Below are 16,584 nucleotides of genomic sequence, written 5' to 3'. Positions count from 1 at the left end.
TACTACCCTATATGAGTGTCGATAACAACCTTCGCGAACTTTTCGGCGTGGACGAACGCCCCGAGGCATTCGATCAAGTCTCCATCACCGTCGCCTCCCCGGACGTCATCCGTTCGTGGTCCAAAGGCGAGGTGAAGAACCCCGAAACCATCAACTACCGGACCTTCAAGCCGGAGAAAGGCGGTCTCTTCTGCGAGCGGATCTTCGGACCCACCCGCGACTGGGAGTGCGCCTGCGGAAAATACAAGCGCATCAAGCACAAGGGCGTCGTCTGTGACCGCTGCGGCGTCGAGGTGACCCTCAGCCGCGTGCGCCGCGAGCGCATGGGCCACATCGAGCTTGCCGTGCCGGTTTCCCACATCTGGTTCTACAAGTGCATGCCATCCCGCATCGGCCTCATGCTCGACATGAGCGCCCGCCAGCTGGAGCGCGTGATCTACTATGAGGACTACGTCGTGACCGAGGCCGGCAACACCGCCCTCGAAGTCGGCCAGCTCCTCACCGAGACCGAGCTGCGCGAAGCGGAGGACACCTACGGTGACGGATCTTTCCGCGCCGGCATGGGTGCCGAAGCCGTCCAGGACCTGCTCAAGCAACTGGACCTCGCCGAACTGGCCGTCGTGCTGGAAGGCGAGCTGGCCACCACCCGCTCCAAGCAGAACAAGAAGAAGCTCAGCAAGCGCCTCAAGATCACCCAGGGCTTCGCCAAGTCCAAGTCGCGCCCGGAGTGGATGATCCAGACCGTTCTCCCCGTGATCCCGCCGGACCTCCGTCCGCTGGTTCCTCTGGAAGGCGGCCGTTTCGCCACCTCCGACCTGAACGACCTCTACCGCCGCGTCATCAACCGGAACAACCGTCTCAAGAACCTCCTGCTCCTCAAGACCCCGGAAGTCATCATCCGGAACGAGAAGCGGATGCTCCAGGAGGCCGTTGACGCCCTCTTCGACAACGGCCGCCACGGCCGTGCCGTCACCGGCGCCGGCAACCGTCCGCTCAAGTCCCTCAGCGACATGCTCAAGGGCAAGGGTGGCCGTTTCCGCCAGAACCTTCTCGGCAAGCGGGTGGACTACTCCGGCCGTTCCGTCATCGTCATCGGTCCGGACCTCAAGCTCGGCCAGTGCGGTCTTCCGAAGAAGATGGCGCTGACCTTGTTCGAGCCGTTCATCATCCGCCGCCTGAAGGAGCTGGGCTACTGCCACACCGTCCGCTCGGCCAAAAAGATGATCGACCGCAAGACGACCGAAGTGTGGGACATCCTCGCGGAAGTCACCAAGGGTCACCCGATCCTCCTGAACCGCGCGCCGACCCTCCACCGCCTGTCGATCCAGGCGTTCGAGCCGAAGCTCATCGAAGGTGAGGCCATCCGCGTCCACCCGCTCGTTTGTACCGCCTACAACGCGGACTTCGATGGTGACCAGATGGCCGTGCACGTCCCGCTCTCCGTGGAAGCCCAGATGGAAGCGCGCCAGCTCATGCTCGCGCCGAACAACATCTTCTCCCCGGCGTCCGGCCGTCCGATCACCGTTCCTTCCCAGGACATCATTCTCGGCACCTACTACCTCACCTGGGCAGGCGTCCGCACCCAGGTGGACCGTGAGAAGCAGGAACACCTCCCGTTGTTCGAAAACTCCTCCGAGGTCGAGTTCGCCATCGCTTCCCGCAAGATCTCCTACCACTCCTGGATCCGCATCCGGAATCAGGACTTCGGCAAGAAGACCACCTACGGCGACAGCGAGCTGCGCATCCTCGAAACCACTCCGGGCCGCGTCCGTTTCAACGAAATCTGGCCGTCCGAGCTGGGCTTCTACAACAAGACCGTCGGCAAGAAGCAGATCGGTGACATCATCTGGCGCTGCACCCAGGTGTCCGGCAAGAAGAAGACCGTCGAGGTCCTCGACAAGCTCAAGGCACTTGGATTCATGGAAGCCATGCGCTCCGGTATCTCCATCGGTATCGTTGACATGCTCATCCCCGAGGAGAAGCCGGAAGTCATCGCCAAGGCCTACGAGGAAGTCGAGAAGGTCACCAAGCAGTACCGCAACGGTGTCATCACCGACGGCGAGCGCTACCAGAAGGTCGTCGACGTCTGGACCCAGGCGACCGACACCATCGCCAACGCGCTCTACCGCAAGATCGAGTTCAACGAAGGCAAGAACACCGCGTCCCCGCTCTTCATGATGGTGGACTCCGGCGCACGGGGTAACAAATCCCAGATCAAGCAGCTCGGTGGCATGCGCGGTCTGATGGCCAAGCCATCCGGCGAGATCATCGAACGCCCGATCATTTCGAACTTCCGCGAAGGTCTGTCCGTGCTCGAGTACTTCATCTCGACCCACGGTGCGCGGAAGGGTCTGTCCGACACCGCGCTCAAGACCGCGGACTCCGGATACATGACCCGGAAGCTCGTCGATGTGGCCCAGGACGTCATCATCACCCAGCAGGATTGCGGTACCGTCAACGGTATCTCCGTGGCCGCCATCTATGACGGCGACGAGGAGGCCGCATCCCTCGCCACCCGCGTCTATGGCCGTGTGTCCTGTGAGCAGATCAAGGACCCGATCACCGGCGACGTCATCGTCAGCGTGGATGATGTCATCAATGAGAACCAGGCGAACGCCATGGAGCGCATCGGTGTCCTCAAGCTGAAGATCCGTTCCGTCCTCACCTGCGAAAGCGACCGTGGTTGCTGCGCGAACTGCTACGGCCTCAACCTCGCGACCGGCCTTCCGGTCAAGATCGGTGAGGCGGTCGGCATCATCGCCGCCCAGTCGATCGGCGAGCCCGGCACGCAGCTCACCATGCGGACGTTCCACGTCGGTGGTGTCGCGGCGGCGACCTTCAAGCAGCCGATCATCAAGGCGAAGAACGGCGGACGCCTGGTCTACAAGGACCTCCGCACCGTCCAGTCCGCCGATGGCACCTGGGTCGTCCTCAACAAGAACGGCTCCATCTCCATCCGCGACAAGGGCGGTCTTGAACTGGAAAGCCACAACATCGTCATCGGTTCGATCATCTCCACCAAGGACGGTGAAGAGGTCAAGAAGGGCGACACCGTCGTCACCTGGGACCCCTACAACGTGCCGATTCTCACCGAGAAGGGCGGCCGTGTCGAATTCCGCGACATGATCTCCGGCATCACCGTTGCCAGCGAGACTGACAAGGAAACCGGCAAAAAGGGTATGGTCGTCACCGAGCACAAGGAAGACCTCCACCCGCAGGTCGTCATCTTCGACGAGAAGACCAAGGAGATCCGCGCCAGCTACTCCATCCCGGTCGGCGCCCACCTTTCCGTCAAGGAAGGTGATGTCGTCACCGGAGGTACCCAGCTCGCCAAGACCCCGCGGAAAGTGGCCCGCACGAAGGACATCACCGGTGGTCTTCCACGGGTGGCGGAACTCTTCGAGGCCCGCAAGCCGAAGGACGCCTGCGTCATCGCCAAGATCGAGGGTGAAGTCTCCTTCGGCGGCAACGTCCGCGGCAAGAAGAAGGTCATCGTCACCGACTCCCAGACCGGCGAGCAGATCGACCACCTCGTCCCGATGGGCAAGCACATCGTCGTCACCGACGGCGACGTGGTGAAGCGCGGCGACCAGATCACTGAAGGCCCTGTTTCCCCGGAAGACCTCCTCGAGGCTTGCGGCGCGCAGGAACTCCAGGAGCACCTCGTCAACGAAGTCCAGTCCGTCTATCGTGTCCAGGGCGTGGAGATCAACGACAAGCACATCGAGGTCATCATCCGCCAGATGCTCCGCAAGGTGAAGATCACCGACCCGGGCGACGCGGAAGACATGGACGGCTCCGGCTGGCTGTGGGGTGACCAGGTGGACCGCACCGCCTTCAAGCGCGAGAATGCACGCATCCTCGCACAAGGTGGCAAGCCTGCCGAAGGCGAGCCGGTTCTCCTCGGCATCACCAAGGCCTCTCTCGAGACCGACTCGTTCATCTCCGCCGCTTCCTTCCAGGACACCACCCGTGTCCTTACGGAAGCCGCGACCCTCGGCCGCGTGGACTACCTCACCGGCTTCAAGGAAAACGTCATCATGGGTCACCTCATCCCCGCCGGCACCGGCTTCGACACGCACCGCGATTCGGAGTTCGAGTTCACCGTGGAAGAGCCTGAGCCGATCGTCGAGGAAGCCGAAAGCTTCGACGACGACGAGGACGCCGCTTCCGCGTAAGCACCGGTAACAGCCACCTCAAAAAACACCCCGTCCCGCGAAAGCAGGACGGGGTGTTTTGTTTGGATTGCCTGCCGCAGGCTCTGAATGGAGCGCGGACTTCAGTCCGCCCGGGAGTATCCGGTCTTTGCGAAGCCAAGCGGACTGAAGTCCGCGCTCCGTTCCGGCAATGAACATGGATCAGGTGCCTGGCCGAAGATGCCGCTCCAGAGCGGATCACTTGTCCTTGTCGAACTGCATTTCGTTCCGCTTTCCGTCCGGCAGCCGGTTGCCGGGCACGGTGGCTTCCTTCAGCCAGCGCATGGCTTCCAGGATCACCTCCGGAGGGGCGACCACATGCCCGCCCGGGAAGGGGAAGTCCTTCACGTTTGCCCTCGCCTTCCTGAAGATTCCGTCTTCGGCTTCGATCCACGCATTGGCGCTGGTATCCTTGTCCCCATTGACCCGGGCGACCGCCATCTTCGCCGGACTGCCAAGGGCCTGCTTGCGGCCTAGCCATCCACCGAAGGCGAGCACGCCTTTCCATGGCCGGACGGTCAGTTCCGAATAGTCATAGGATCGCAACGCTCCTCCCGACAGTCCGCCCATATACAGCAGATCCGGATCATGGAGGACGGTTTTCTCGATGGCGGGCAGGACTTCCGCCCACTTGGGGTCCAGCAGGGAGCTATCGACTCCATTCTTGAACTCATCGCAACCGACTCCGATCCAGCCCAACTCCTCGCATGCCGCGCGGACGGAACCGAGCATGCCTTTCCCATCTCCGCCGGGGCTGAACATGATGATCATCGCAGGCGGCTTCGAAGGGTCGAAGGAGGTCGGATAATAGACATGATAGCCGACCGCCTGCGGTCCTTCGGATTTCATGCTCACCGTCTTTCCGGCGTTTTTCCGCAGTTCGGAAAGCCTCTCCTCCTGCTGGCGCAGATGATCCGTGATCCATGTCCGGTCGGCCTCGCTGAGTTTCGCCAGATCGATGAGAGGTTCATTTCCGTTCGCGAGGCGGACCTTCACCTTTGCGCCTGCGGCATCAAATGAAACAAACTCGGCCTCGATCGTCCGGCCCTGCACATCCGTCCATGATCTGGCCGAAACGGTTCCTCCTGAAAAGAGCAGGATGGAGGAAAGGGCGATGAAGGTGCGGGAGATGGGAGTCCGGAAGTCCATTGGACAGCGTGGCCACAAAAGGCTTCGGATGTTAAGCGGGAAATGGATTGATGTCTTGAGAGAGGCCGGGTCCGGAGGCTGTTGGAATGGACACGCCCGGCTTGAGCCGCCGGATGATCAAAGCCTGAGAATCGCCTCGGCGATGGCTTCTTCCGTTCCGGGTTCCGTCCGGATGAAAAGTTCCTGCAGACCCTTGGTGGACTGGGTCACCGCCTTGATGCCGCCGGGCACCTTCCGCTGGATCTTGAGCGAGCCGGTGCTGCTGCCCGCGCCCAGGGATTTTCCGCCATACGAGCGGCCGATGATGACGCCGATCACGCCATCGAGCGCTTCGATCCGCCGCATGATGCGGTGGCATTCCTTGGAGGAGCTTTGATGTCGGCCGCGGGATGGCATGGTAAGGAGGCTCAGTGAGAGTCGCCCCATCCACCGCCACCCGGCGTGTGGATCAGGATGCGTTCACGGGCGGTGGCTTCATAGGTCACGGCACCGGGCAGCGGTTGTTCCGTACCATCCACCAGGATGCGGATCTGTTCTCCGCATTCCCCGCCTTCACCTCCGGTCATTCCTTCCGGGCGGGTGGTGCGGCGTTCCGTCAGCAGCGAGACGGTCATGGGTTCGAGGAACTCGACTTCCCGCGTCACGCCGTCACCGCCGTGGTGCTCGCCCTTGCCTCCGGATTCCCTGCGGATCGCGAACCGGTGCAGGCGCACGGGGAAGCGGTGTTCGAGAATCTCCGGATCCGTGATCGCGGTGTTCGTCATGTGGACATGGCGTCCGCTGTTGCCGTGGAAGCCGGCTCCGGCACCGGACCCTCCGGCGATGGTTTCGTAGTAGCCGAAGGTGCCGTTGCCGAAGAGGAAGTTGTTCATCGTGCCCTGGCCATTGGCGCAGAGGCCGAGCGCGGCCAGCAGCAGGTCGGTGAGGCGCTGGCTCGTCTCGACATTCCCGCCAACCACGGCAGGGCATTTCTCCGGATCATCGGGAAACTCCGGGTTCAGGAAACATCGCGGCAGGATCACTTCGGTGGATGCCAGCAGTCCTTCGTTGAGCGGGATGTCCTCGTCCAGCCACAGGCGCAGCACATAGAGCAACACGCTGCGGACGATGGCCGGGGTGGCGTTGAGGTTCTGCGGATGGACAGGACCCGTGCCGGTGAAATCCACGGTCATGCCGCCACCTTCCACGGTGATGGAGGTCTCGATGGCTGTGCCATCATCCAGCGCCCCGGAGCGGTGGAATCTCCGGCCGTCATGGCGCTGGAGCAGGCCTTCCATGAGGGCGGCGGAGCGTGAAAGGATGCCTTCCATTTCCGCCCGCACGAGGTCGCCGCCATGGGTTCCGGCCAACGCCTCCAGCGTGCGGATGCCATGCGCGACGGAGGCGGCCTGCGCTTCCAGGTCCGCGAGGTTTTCCTCCGGCCGCCGCGATGGATGCGGGGAATGGCGGAGGAGGTCTTCCAATGAGGAAGGATCAGGCGTCCCCGCCGTGATCCATTTCATCGGCGGGATCACCACGCCTTCCTCCGCGAGATGGCGTGCGGCGGCAGGCATGGATCCCGGAGCGATGCCGCCGATCTCGGCATGGTGCGCGCGGTTCGCCACGTAACCAATCCGCTTGCCGCTTCCGTCAAATGCGGCGGCGATCACCGTGATGTCCGGCAGATGCGAGCCACCGGCCGCGGGATGGTTGGTCACCACCACATCGCCGGGGCCGAGGTCGATCCTTGATGCGACCTCCCGCACACAGACCCCCAGCGCACCCAGATGGACCGGCACGTGCGGAGCGTTCACCACCAGCCGCGCCCCGGCATCCAGCAGTGCGCAGGAATAGTCCAGCCGCTCACGGATGTTCGGGGAGATGGCCGTTCGGCGCAGCAACGCGCCCATCTCCGTCACCAGACCTTCGAAGCGGTTGCGGAAGAGAGCCGCGCGGATCTCCGGATTGCCGTCTTCCAGCGAGCCTGCTGCGTCAGCCGAAATCTTTTCCAACAACAGGGACCGCCGTGAGCCGCGCCTCATCTGCCATCCCGCGGGAATCACACAGGTGCTGAAGCGATCCTGGAGAAGATGCGGGCCGGTCAGTTCCGCCCCGCCGAATGTCTCCGCATCCAGCGCGACCTCCGCCTCTTCGGCGATCACCCGCAGGGTCACGCATTCGATGGTGCGCGCGGCGGATGGATCATAGCCATAGAGCTTGCGGTAGGCCTCCCGGAAGCGATCGGTCAGGAAATCCCCGCCCGCATCGGCGGACGGAGCCTCGACCTCGATGGGGGTGTCTTGTCCGGTTAACCGCAGCTCGGCCAGCCAGCGGAACGATGGCGCGGCGATGGCCAGAGCCGCGGATGATTCGACCGCAAGCCCGCCCCAGATCGCCGCGGTATCAGTCTCCGCCAACGGCTTGAGCACCTGCCGCACCGCTTGCTCCTGCCGCCGTGCCTGATGGAGGCCCCATGCGCTCAACAGGCCCGCGTCACCCGGCACCAGCACCGTCCGGATGCCCAGGTTGTCCGCCACGGCACAGGCATGTTGCGGCCCCGCCCCGCCGAAGGCGAACAAGGCGAAGTTCTCCGGATGATGTCCTTCGGAAAACGAGATGGCACGGATCGCCTCCGCCATTTTTCCCACGGCGATGTTCCGCAGTCCTTCCAACAGCTCCCGGACCGGAGGCGGCGTCACGCCGTCCGCCTCCATCGCGTCCATCAGCTTGCGGAGTTCATGGCGGGCGGGTTCTCCATCGATGGGGATGCCCGCACCCTCCGGGCGCATGTGCCCCAGGAGGAGGTTCACATCCGTGACGGTCAGCGGCCCGCCACGGCCATAGCATGCCGGCCCGGGATCAGAACCCGCGCTTTCCGGCCCCACCTCCAGCCTGCCGAGATGCCAGCGGCAGATCGATCCACCGCCAGCGGCCACCGTCTCGATCTTCATCGCGGGAGCCAGCACCCGCGCCGGTCCCACTTCCTGTTCATAGCGGAATGAAAACGGCCCGTCGATCCGGGCCACATCCGTGCTGGTGCCGCCCATGTCGAAAGTGAGCACCTTCGGAAATCCCGCCGCCCGGGCGATGGCCGCGGAGCCGACCAAGCCACCCGCAGGCCCGGAAAGGAGCGAGTCCTTCGGCTGGTAGGCGGACGCGGCGGACAGTCCTCCCGCGCTGGTCATCATCCATGGCTCGCCCGTTTCCATCGCCGCGGCCACCTTTGCCGTGAAGCCGCGCATGATCGGGGCCAGCCACGCGTCCGCGAGCGCCGTCTCCAGTCGCGGCAGAAAGCGGATCACCGGTGACACCCCGGAGGAGGTGGTGACATGGCTGAATCCTTCCTCCAGCAGCCACGCGGCGACCTTTCTCTCCATGGATGGGTCCTTCCACGAGTGGATGATCGCGACGGCCGCGGCACGGATGCCCGCGGTGACGCATCGCCGGGCCTCCTCCTTGACCGTTGCTTCGTCGGGTTCATCTACGATTTCTCCAGTAGATGAAAGGCGGGCGGAAATCTCCACCACCTCCTCGCAGAGGATCTCCGCATCCGGTTGCGTGAGCGAGAACAGCAGTGCCCGGCGCTGGTCGCGGATCTTCGGCAGGTCGCCGAATCCTTCCGTGACAAACAGGGCGGTGCGCGCACCCTTCCGTTCCAGCAGGGCATTCGTCCCCCGGGTGGTGGCCACACGGAAATCCATCGGCGGCAGCTTCGTTCCGGGCGGGGTGCCGGTCAGCAGGCGTGCCGCCAGCACCGGGGCCTCGTCACCGCTGCGCAGGACCAGCCGCCCGCCGGGAAAGGATCGGGAAAGCCGGATGAACCGCCCATGTTCCCGGTCGGCGGTGACGGTCAGGCCATCGCCTGCGGAAAATCCCGTGAGCACGCCGTCCCCGCAGGCGGGTGCGCGGCCCAGATCATGCCAGCCCTCCGCATCAGGCGGGGAAAGTTCGAAGATCAGGGAACCATCGGAGAGCACCTTGCACCGGCGTTCCTCCCCCGAGGGGGTGAGTGCCCATGCGTCGGTGAATGTGCCGCCGGTATCCACCCGGACTTTCCATGTTCCTGCCACGCGGGGAGTGTGTCCCTTGCGCGACAAAAAGAAAAGCCGGCGGATCACGCCGGCTTTCCATCAACAAGATGCGATACAGGGAAAATTCAGGAGCGGCTCAGTTCGCGGGCCACGATCATGAGCGTCTCACGCACGCCCGGGGCGAAGCCACCATCCGTCTGGACGGCCAGCAGCACGCCGGACTCACGGATGAACTCGATCGGCACGGAACCCGCGTAGAGCTTCAGTCCGCCGGAGCCGAATCCCAGGTTGGACACCACTTGCTTGAGCGCGTCCACGGCGGCGACGTCACCCGCGCTCACGCGGGCGATGTGGCGGATGCCTGGCAGGGAACGCGCACGCTGGAGGATCTCATCCGTGCTCATCTCGCGGTCCACGCCGAAGATCGCGCGGAGTTCCAGTTGCCGGATGGCAAAGGAATCTGACTCGCTGGAGACGGGTGCGGGTGCTGGCGCGGCGGCAGCAGGGGCCGGAGCCGGGGCTTGCACCGGGATGGGTGCGGGTGCCGGGGCTGGCGGAGCGGCGACGGCCGCAGGGGCAGGAGCCGGGGAAAACGATCCGAAGGCGCTGGCAGCGGCCGGTGCCTGTTGCCAGGAAGCGGGGGCCGGGGAAGGCTCGGCGGAGAAAGGCGAAGGTGCCGCTGCGGGACGCGCCACCGGCTCCGCGGGAGCGATCGCGAACGGGGAGGCTGCTGGCTCCGGAGCCGCGCTGAATGGGGACGGGGCTGGCTCGGATGGAGCGGCGGCGAATGGGGACGCCTGCGGTGCGGCCTCAAATGGTGCCGCGGCGAAAGGGGAGGGAGCAGGCTCGAAACCGAAGCCTTCGTTGTCGTCGGAAACTTGGAAAGGGGAGTCGTTCCTGCGCCGCTCCGGGATCTTCACGCCTTTGGCGGCGGAGCCATCATCCGCCACGCTGAATGGGGAGCCTTGGCGGGGCGCTGCGGCGAACGGGCTGTTGCCTGCCGCTGGAGCAGGAGCCGCGGGGTCCTGGACGACGGAGAAAGGACTTGCTGATGGTTTTCCCGGGAGATTCTCGAAAATGCCTCGATTGTTGCTCATGATGAAGGAGCACCTGCTTTGGCGCCGCAGGCATGAAAGATCGGATTTTTTAAAAAGTCGAGCCGCAATCCGTTGAAAATCTACATTTCCGTATTTTCCGCCAGCAGCTTCTTGAGGCGGTTTTTGAGCGCGACCTTGCTCGCCGCGGACAGCCGCTCGGTGAACAGGATGCCGTTCAAGTGGTCCGTCTCATGCTGGATCGCACGGGAAAGCAGCCCGTCCGACTCGATGACCAGGACGGAGCCGTCCAACTGCGGCAGGGTGGCCTTCACATCCATCGGGCGGCGGACTTCCGCGCGGATGCCCTGGATGCTCAGGCAGCCTTCCTGTCCCCATTCCTTTTCCTGGCCGAATTCCAGTTCCGGATTGATGAACACCAGCGGCATGTAGTCCTCCAGGTTGGCGTCTTCCCCGTTCACGCGGAAATAGGAAATGCTTTCCGGATCGTGGGAGATATCGACCACCGCCAGCCGCAGGTCGATGCCCACCTGCGGGGCGGCCAGGCCGACGCCGTTGGCATCCACCATGGTTTCGAGCATGTCGTTCACCAGTTCCACCAATGAATCGTCAACCACGGTGACAGGTTGGCAGCGCTGGCGGAGGACGGGGTGGCCGTATTGGACGATTTCACGGATCATGGGCGGACGTCAGAGTATGAGGCAACGGCAGTGCAGGTCAAACCCCGCTTTGGAAATGGTCCTCCGCCGCCCACGGCCCGGAATCATCTTTTGACAGGGTGCCACCTTGTTCCATAATCATCGAACTATGGAATACAGACAACTTGGTGGATCAGGATTGATGGTGCCTGCCCTGACCTTCGGTGCGGGGACGTTCGGAGGAACCACGGAGTTCTTCAAAGCATGGGGTTCGTCCGATGTGAAGGAGGCCACCCGGTTGGTGGACATCTGCCTGGAGGCGGGCCTCAACATGTTCGATACCGCGGACGTTTATTCCAAGGGGGATTCCGAATCCATCCTAGGCGAAGCTCTCAAGGGCCGCCGTGACCAGGTGCTCATTTCGACCAAGGCCACCTTCCGTTTCGATAACGGGGCGAACAACGTCGGCTCCTCCCGTCACCATCTCACCCGCACCATCGACGCTTCATTGAAGCGTCTGCAGACGGACTACATCGACCTTTTCCAGCTCCACGGGTTCGACGCGAAGACCCCCGTTGAGGAAGCGCTTTCCACCCTGGATGGCTTCGTGAAAGCCGGAAAGATCCGCTACCTGGGTGTCTCGAATTTCTCCGGTTGGCACCTCATGAAGTCGCTGGCGGTGGCGGACCGCTACGGCTGGACCCGCTATGTCGCGCACCAGGCGTACTACTCGCTCATCGGCCGTGACTATGAGTGGGAACTGATGCCGCTGGGCCTGGACCAGAAGGTCGGCGCGATGGTGTGGAGTCCGCTTGGTTGGGGACGCCTCACCGGAAAGATCCGCCGCGGTGCGCCACTGCCGGAGGGCAGCCGTCTGAACTCGCAGACCGTCGTGGATGCGGGGCCGCAGGTGGAGGATGAATTTCTCTATCAGGTGGTGGACGCGCTGGATGAGGTGGCGGAGGAAACCGGGAAATCCGTGCCCCAGGTGGCGCTGAACTGGCTGCTCCAGCGGCCCACGGTTTCCAGCGTGATCATCGGCGCGCGGAATGAGGAACAACTGAAGCAGAACCTCGGCGCGGTCGGCTGGAACCTCACGAAGGAACAGGTCGCGAAGCTGGATGAAGCCAGCAAGCGCCCCTTCGCCTATCCTTATTTCCACCAGCAGGGATTCGCGGAGCGGAACCCGTTCCCGGTCTGAAGCATCATGCCTTTGGGGGCAGGGACCGCATTCCATGCGGTCCGGTTGGGGACGGCGGAAAAGTCCCCCGGTGCCGGGTTGCTACGGCCATCTTCGTAGATGTCTGGTCGCATCCTGTGGCAGGATGGGATCAGGGGATGGGCGGCTGCTTTCCCCGCCGGACCGCATGGAATGCGGTCCCTGCCTCGGATAGCTCTTCCGCGGGCACGCGCCCGCAGGCATTGGACTGAATCTGATCAGGCATCAGGCCTCCAGCAGCTCGGAGTAGGAGTCGATCACATGATCGGCACCCGCTTCGAACAGGGCTTCGCGCGGGAAAGTCGTGGTCAGCGCGATGACCGTGCAGCCCGCCGCGTGGCCGGAGCGCACGCCGTTGATGGAGTCCTCGATGACGATGCACTCCGCGGGATCAAGCCCCAGCTTCTCCGCGGTCAGGAGAAACGGTTCCGGATCCGGTTTCCCTTTCGTGATGTCCTCACCGGTGATGATGGTGTCGAAGTATTGGCCGAAGCCGAAGGTCTCGAAAGACAACCTCTGCGTCGCGCGGGATGCGGAGGTGGTCAGGCCATGCAGCCGTCCCGCCGCCCGGGATGCCTTCAGGAAATCGATGGCCTGCGGGATGAGCGTCACGTGTTCCGTGAAAAGGGCGGCGTAGAGTTCCACCTTGCGGGCGATGAGTTCCGGCGAAGTCCGCGTCTGTTCCGGGTAGATCTCCATCAGCCGCTTCGCCATGAACTTCTCCGGCGCGCCTTTGAAGGACTGGATGGTCGCGTGGTCGGTCAGTTCGTCGCCCAGCTCCCGGGACAGAGCGATGATCGCCTTCTCATGGGTCGGCTCGGAGTCGATCAGAACCCCATCCATGTCGAAGAGGATGCCACGGGCATTCCGGAGGGCGTCGCGGGGAGTGGTCATGATGCTTTGCGGGTGATGGTTTCGCCGAGGAAGCGGTTTCCGAATGCGGCGATGAAGAACGCGAAGGCCATCACCAGCGCGAAGGCCGCCGGCAGCCCCGCCTGGTGGCTGATGCTGCCGATGAGGGGTGGTCCGATGAGGAATCCAAAGTATCCCATGATGGAGATGGTGGCGATGCCATTTCCCGCGCCGCCTTCATGCGCGCGTCCACCCGCACCGAACAGGATCGGCACCAGATTCGCGAGGCCGAAGCCGGCGAGCGCCAGGCCGACGAAGGTGGCCGGCCAATGATGGATGCCGGTGACGACGGCCAGACCGGCGGTCGTGAAGATGCCGCCCACCGTCAGCATGCCGGAAGGTCCCAGCCTGGAGATCAGCGCGCCGCCGAACAGTCGTCCGAGCGCCATGCAACCGGAGAAAACGCCATAGGCCACCGGAGCCAGCCAGGCCTCCGCTCCGGAGATGGTGCGCGCATAGACCACGCTCCAGTCCATCATCACCCCTTCCGCGAACAATACCATGAAGGTGACGATGCCGATGCGCAGCAGCTTCCCATCGGGAAAGCGGAACTTTCCTTTCGCGGCGGCTTTCGGCGTCGCATCCCCGCCCAGCAGTTGCGGATGGAACGCGGTCACCACCGCCAGCAACACCACCGCGATGCCGATGGCGATCGAGGCAGGGGACAGCCCGGCTTTCAGGGCCGCACCCACCACCAGCGCGGCGGACATGCCACCCAGGCTCCACAGCGCGTGGAAGGATGAAATGATCGGCTTCTTCGCCGCATTCTCGATCGCGATGGCTTGGGAATTCACCGACACGTTGAAGGCACCCTTCACCGCGCCGAAGAGAAAGGCGGCGGCGATGAACAGCGTGAAGTGCGGGCTGAGCACCAGCAGCGCCAGTGACACGCAGAACGCGGGCGCGTAAATCCGGAGGTTCGCCCGGCTGCCATGGCGGGCGACCGTGCGTCCTGTCGCGGGCATCGAGAAAATGGCCCCGGCGGCGATGGCCAGCAGCACCACGCTCAGCTCCGCTTCGGACAGCCCGAACTTCGCCTTGAAGGAGGGGATCAGCGCCGCCCACGTCCCGAACACCATGCCATCGGTGAGAAAGTAGAGGGACGCCGCCAGCCGGGGATTCCGCGGCTTGCCGACGACGGTGCTGATTTCGTCGAACCGGAGATCGGTGGCTTCCGCAACGGGTGGTGGCATGCCCGTAGGATTCCATTTCCGTGAAAATTCTTCCAATGGTATGAATTCATTAGTGTGATAACCGCAGGTTATGGACATCCGTGAACTGAGATCCTTCGTGCTGCTGGGTGAGCAACTCCATTTCAGCCGCGCCGCGCGGCTCATGAACCTGAGCCAGCCCGCCCTCACCAAGCAGATCCGGCGGATGGAGGAGGAGCTGGGTTCCCCATTGTTCGAGCGGAACAAGCAGGGGACGAAGCTCAGCAGCTTCGGGGAGCGGTTCCTGCAGGAGGCGCGGGTGACCGTCCGCTCGTTCGATGAGCTGATGGACCGCGGGAAACGCGCGGCCATCGGGGAGACGGGGCGCCTCAGCATCGGCTTCGGCTTTCCCACCTTCGAGCTGGTGCCACGGCTGATCGTGAAACTCCGGCAGGTCGCCCCCGGCATCGAGGTCAGCCTGCGTGACATGTCCACGGCGGAACAGATGGACGGGCTGAATGCGCGGGTGGTGGACATCGGTTTCATGCGCCTCCCCGTGCCGAAACATTTCCACAGCCTGCCGGTGGTCGTGGACCGGCTGGCGCTGGTTTCTTCCTCCCTCTCCCACTTGCCTGCGGATGCCGGCTTGGCGGATTGCAGGGACGAGCCGTTCGTGGCGCTTTCGGAGAAGCGCGCCCCGGGATTCCATCACCACGTGCTGGCCATGTGCGGGAAACACGGTTTCCACCCGAAGGTGGTGCAGCAGGTCCCGGAGCTGCCCACCGCCATGGCCCTCGTTCGTGCCGGTCTGGGTGTCGCCGTCATCCCGGAGTCATTCTGGAACAGCCGTCTGGAAGGCGTGCGGCTCCACCGCTTGAAGGAAAAGGACGCCGCATGGAAAGTCGGTGCCGTATGGCATGCGGGAGACACGAATCCCGCGCTGGCCAGGTTTCTCGGATTGCTCCGCCAGGACATGAAACGGAAATGATCCGCGTGGAGTGCTCGGAACCTACTTGGTTCAATTTGCGCACCTTCGATGAGAGAAGATTTTCAACCCGCCTGTCTCACAAAGGACCTAGAAAGAAAGCCGCAGCCCGACCAACGTCGTGAATCCCTCATAGTCCCCGCCATCCCCGCCGCCATCCATCGACTGGTATTCCGTCCCGGCCATCACCTTCAGCTTGTGGCCGTGCACATAGTAGTTGAGGCCGAGATACGCCGCGTCGAATGAGGAACCCCTGCCGCCATCCGTCAGATCCGGAGCCAGCCGCTCATAGCGGGAGAGCAGTTGCAGCGCGTCGTCCTCGCCGTTCGCGTGCTGGTAGCGGAACACCATCTCCAGCTTGTCGGTGAGACGGTAGGAAGGCGTCAGTGTGAAGCCGATGACGTCTCCCTGGCCTTCATGCCCCATCCCCGCGAGCAGATCCGTGTAAAGGCTCCACCTGTCTTTCTGGATCAGGATATTGATGGAGTCCGCATGCTTGAACCGGCCCGCTCCCGCCGAGTTTTTCGTGCTGTCGCTGAACTGGTGATCGAACTTCACGATCGCACGGTCCACGTCCAGATAGCGACCGAAGTCATAGGCGAAGCTGAACTGGACGATCACCCCGGCATCGAATTCCGTGAACTCCGCCTGGTGGTCGCCGGCATACACCGCCAGCGCGTAGAGGCGGTTGTCGCGGGAGCCGCTCGCCCAGATGCCCGTGATCTCCCGCGGCACCAGCGCGTCCACCAGCAGGCTGCGCTCGAAGACGATGAGATCCGTGGACGATTGGTAATACTCCGCGCTGAAGAACTTCGGCGTGATCTTGCCGATGCCCATGTGGAATGCCGGGGAATAAGTATAGACCAGCGAGAACTGCTGGATGTCCCGGTACCAGCCGTGGCCGAAGGAATCGTCATAGCTGGGGTCCAGCCGTCCTTCCGGGTTGACGTTGAATTTCACCTGCAGCCGCCACTCGTCCGAATACTGGGCACGGAAGCCGACGTCCATCCGCCGCACCTCGATGCCGTCCCAAGTGCTTTCGTCCGTGCGGTCGCGGGAGCCGAAGGATCCGCGGTCGCTGTCGCCCTCCGCCCAGTTCCACTGGAAATTTCCCGCCAGGGTAAATTCCCGGAACCCGTCATGGGACGTGTTCTTGTAAAGCAGCGGGAGCTTCCACAGTTCCTCCAGTGTCTCCGCGGCGGTGGCCGCCTGGAGCAGGAGCAGGGGAAGGAGGTATTTCATGGCCGAAGGGGGACGGCGGGAAAATCG

General features: G+C 63.6%; 11 protein-coding genes. 3 read left to right on the top strand and 8 right to left on the bottom strand.

Going from position 1 to position 16,584, the window contains the following annotated elements:
• The first annotated feature begins 11 nt into the window (after positions 1 to 11).
• Complete coding sequence (rpoC, locus tag KF712_13015) at positions 12 to 4,178, top strand: DNA-directed RNA polymerase subunit beta' (protein MBX3741911.1); 4,167 nt, start codon at positions 12 to 14, stop codon at positions 4,176 to 4,178.
• 216 nt (positions 4,179 to 4,394) lie between these two features.
• Here the strand turns inward: rpoC and KF712_13010 are convergent, their stop codons facing one another.
• The 5 genes from KF712_13010 to def form a co-directional block, all read right to left on the bottom strand.
• Positions 4,395 to 5,345, bottom strand: coding sequence for a hypothetical protein (locus KF712_13010; protein MBX3741910.1), 951 nt, complete (start codon positions 5,343 to 5,345; stop codon positions 4,395 to 4,397).
• Positions 5,346 to 5,462: 117 nt separating this feature from the next.
• On the bottom strand, positions 5,463 to 5,690 hold the full coding sequence (locus tag KF712_13005) for a hypothetical protein (protein ID MBX3741909.1): 228 nt from the start codon (positions 5,688 to 5,690) through the stop codon (positions 5,463 to 5,465).
• Between the two features lie 62 nt (positions 5,691 to 5,752).
• Positions 5,753 to 9,394, bottom strand: a complete 3,642-nt coding sequence (locus tag KF712_13000) for a hydantoinase B/oxoprolinase family protein (GenBank protein ID MBX3741908.1) — start codon at positions 9,392 to 9,394, stop codon at positions 5,753 to 5,755.
• Positions 9,395 to 9,480: 86 nt separating this feature from the next.
• The gene (locus tag KF712_12995) at positions 9,481 to 10,452 is read right to left on the bottom strand and encodes a hypothetical protein (GenBank protein MBX3741907.1); all 972 of its coding nucleotides are present in this window, start codon (positions 10,450 to 10,452) and stop codon (positions 9,481 to 9,483) included.
• An 80-nt stretch (positions 10,453 to 10,532) separates the two neighbouring features.
• Positions 10,533 to 11,090 carry a peptide deformylase gene (gene def / locus KF712_12990; protein MBX3741906.1) on the bottom strand — a complete coding sequence of 186 codons (558 nt, stop codon included), beginning with the start codon at positions 11,088 to 11,090 and terminating at the stop codon, positions 10,533 to 10,535.
• A 127-nt stretch (positions 11,091 to 11,217) separates the two neighbouring features.
• Between def and KF712_12985 the strand changes: the two genes are divergently transcribed.
• Positions 11,218 to 12,249, top strand: a complete 1,032-nt coding sequence (locus tag KF712_12985; protein ID MBX3741905.1) for an aldo/keto reductase — start codon at positions 11,218 to 11,220, stop codon at positions 12,247 to 12,249.
• Between the two features lie 243 nt (positions 12,250 to 12,492).
• On the opposite strand, the gene KF712_12980 is transcribed toward KF712_12985, so the two are convergent.
• Together KF712_12980 and KF712_12975 are read right to left on the bottom strand one after the other, a co-directional pair.
• The gene (locus KF712_12980; protein ID MBX3741904.1) at positions 12,493 to 13,161 is read right to left on the bottom strand and encodes an HAD family phosphatase; all 669 of its coding nucleotides are present in this window, start codon (positions 13,159 to 13,161) and stop codon (positions 12,493 to 12,495) included.
• Positions 13,158 to 14,372, bottom strand: a complete 1,215-nt coding sequence (locus tag KF712_12975) for an MFS transporter (protein ID MBX3741903.1) — start codon at positions 14,370 to 14,372, stop codon at positions 13,158 to 13,160. The genes KF712_12980 and KF712_12975 overlap by 4 nt, the downstream gene beginning before the upstream one ends.
• 70 nt (positions 14,373 to 14,442) lie before the next feature.
• Between KF712_12975 and KF712_12970 the strand changes: the two genes are divergently transcribed.
• Positions 14,443 to 15,318 carry a LysR family transcriptional regulator gene (locus tag KF712_12970; GenBank protein ID MBX3741902.1) on the top strand — a complete coding sequence of 292 codons (876 nt, stop codon included), beginning with the start codon at positions 14,443 to 14,445 and terminating at the stop codon, positions 15,316 to 15,318.
• A gap of 87 nt (positions 15,319 to 15,405) precedes the next feature.
• On the opposite strand, the gene KF712_12965 is transcribed toward KF712_12970, so the two are convergent.
• Positions 15,406 to 16,557, bottom strand: coding sequence for a hypothetical protein (locus KF712_12965; GenBank protein ID MBX3741901.1), 1,152 nt, complete (start codon positions 16,555 to 16,557; stop codon positions 15,406 to 15,408).
• Positions 16,558 to 16,584 lie beyond the last annotated feature (27 nt).

The organism is Akkermansiaceae bacterium (genome assembly GCA_019634595.1).
In the GTDB taxonomy this organism is placed as follows: Bacteria; Verrucomicrobiota; Verrucomicrobiia; order Verrucomicrobiales; family Akkermansiaceae; genus Luteolibacter.
The sequence above is the reverse complement of the archived record's forward strand: the minus strand, read 5'-3'. Positions and strand labels throughout refer to the sequence as shown.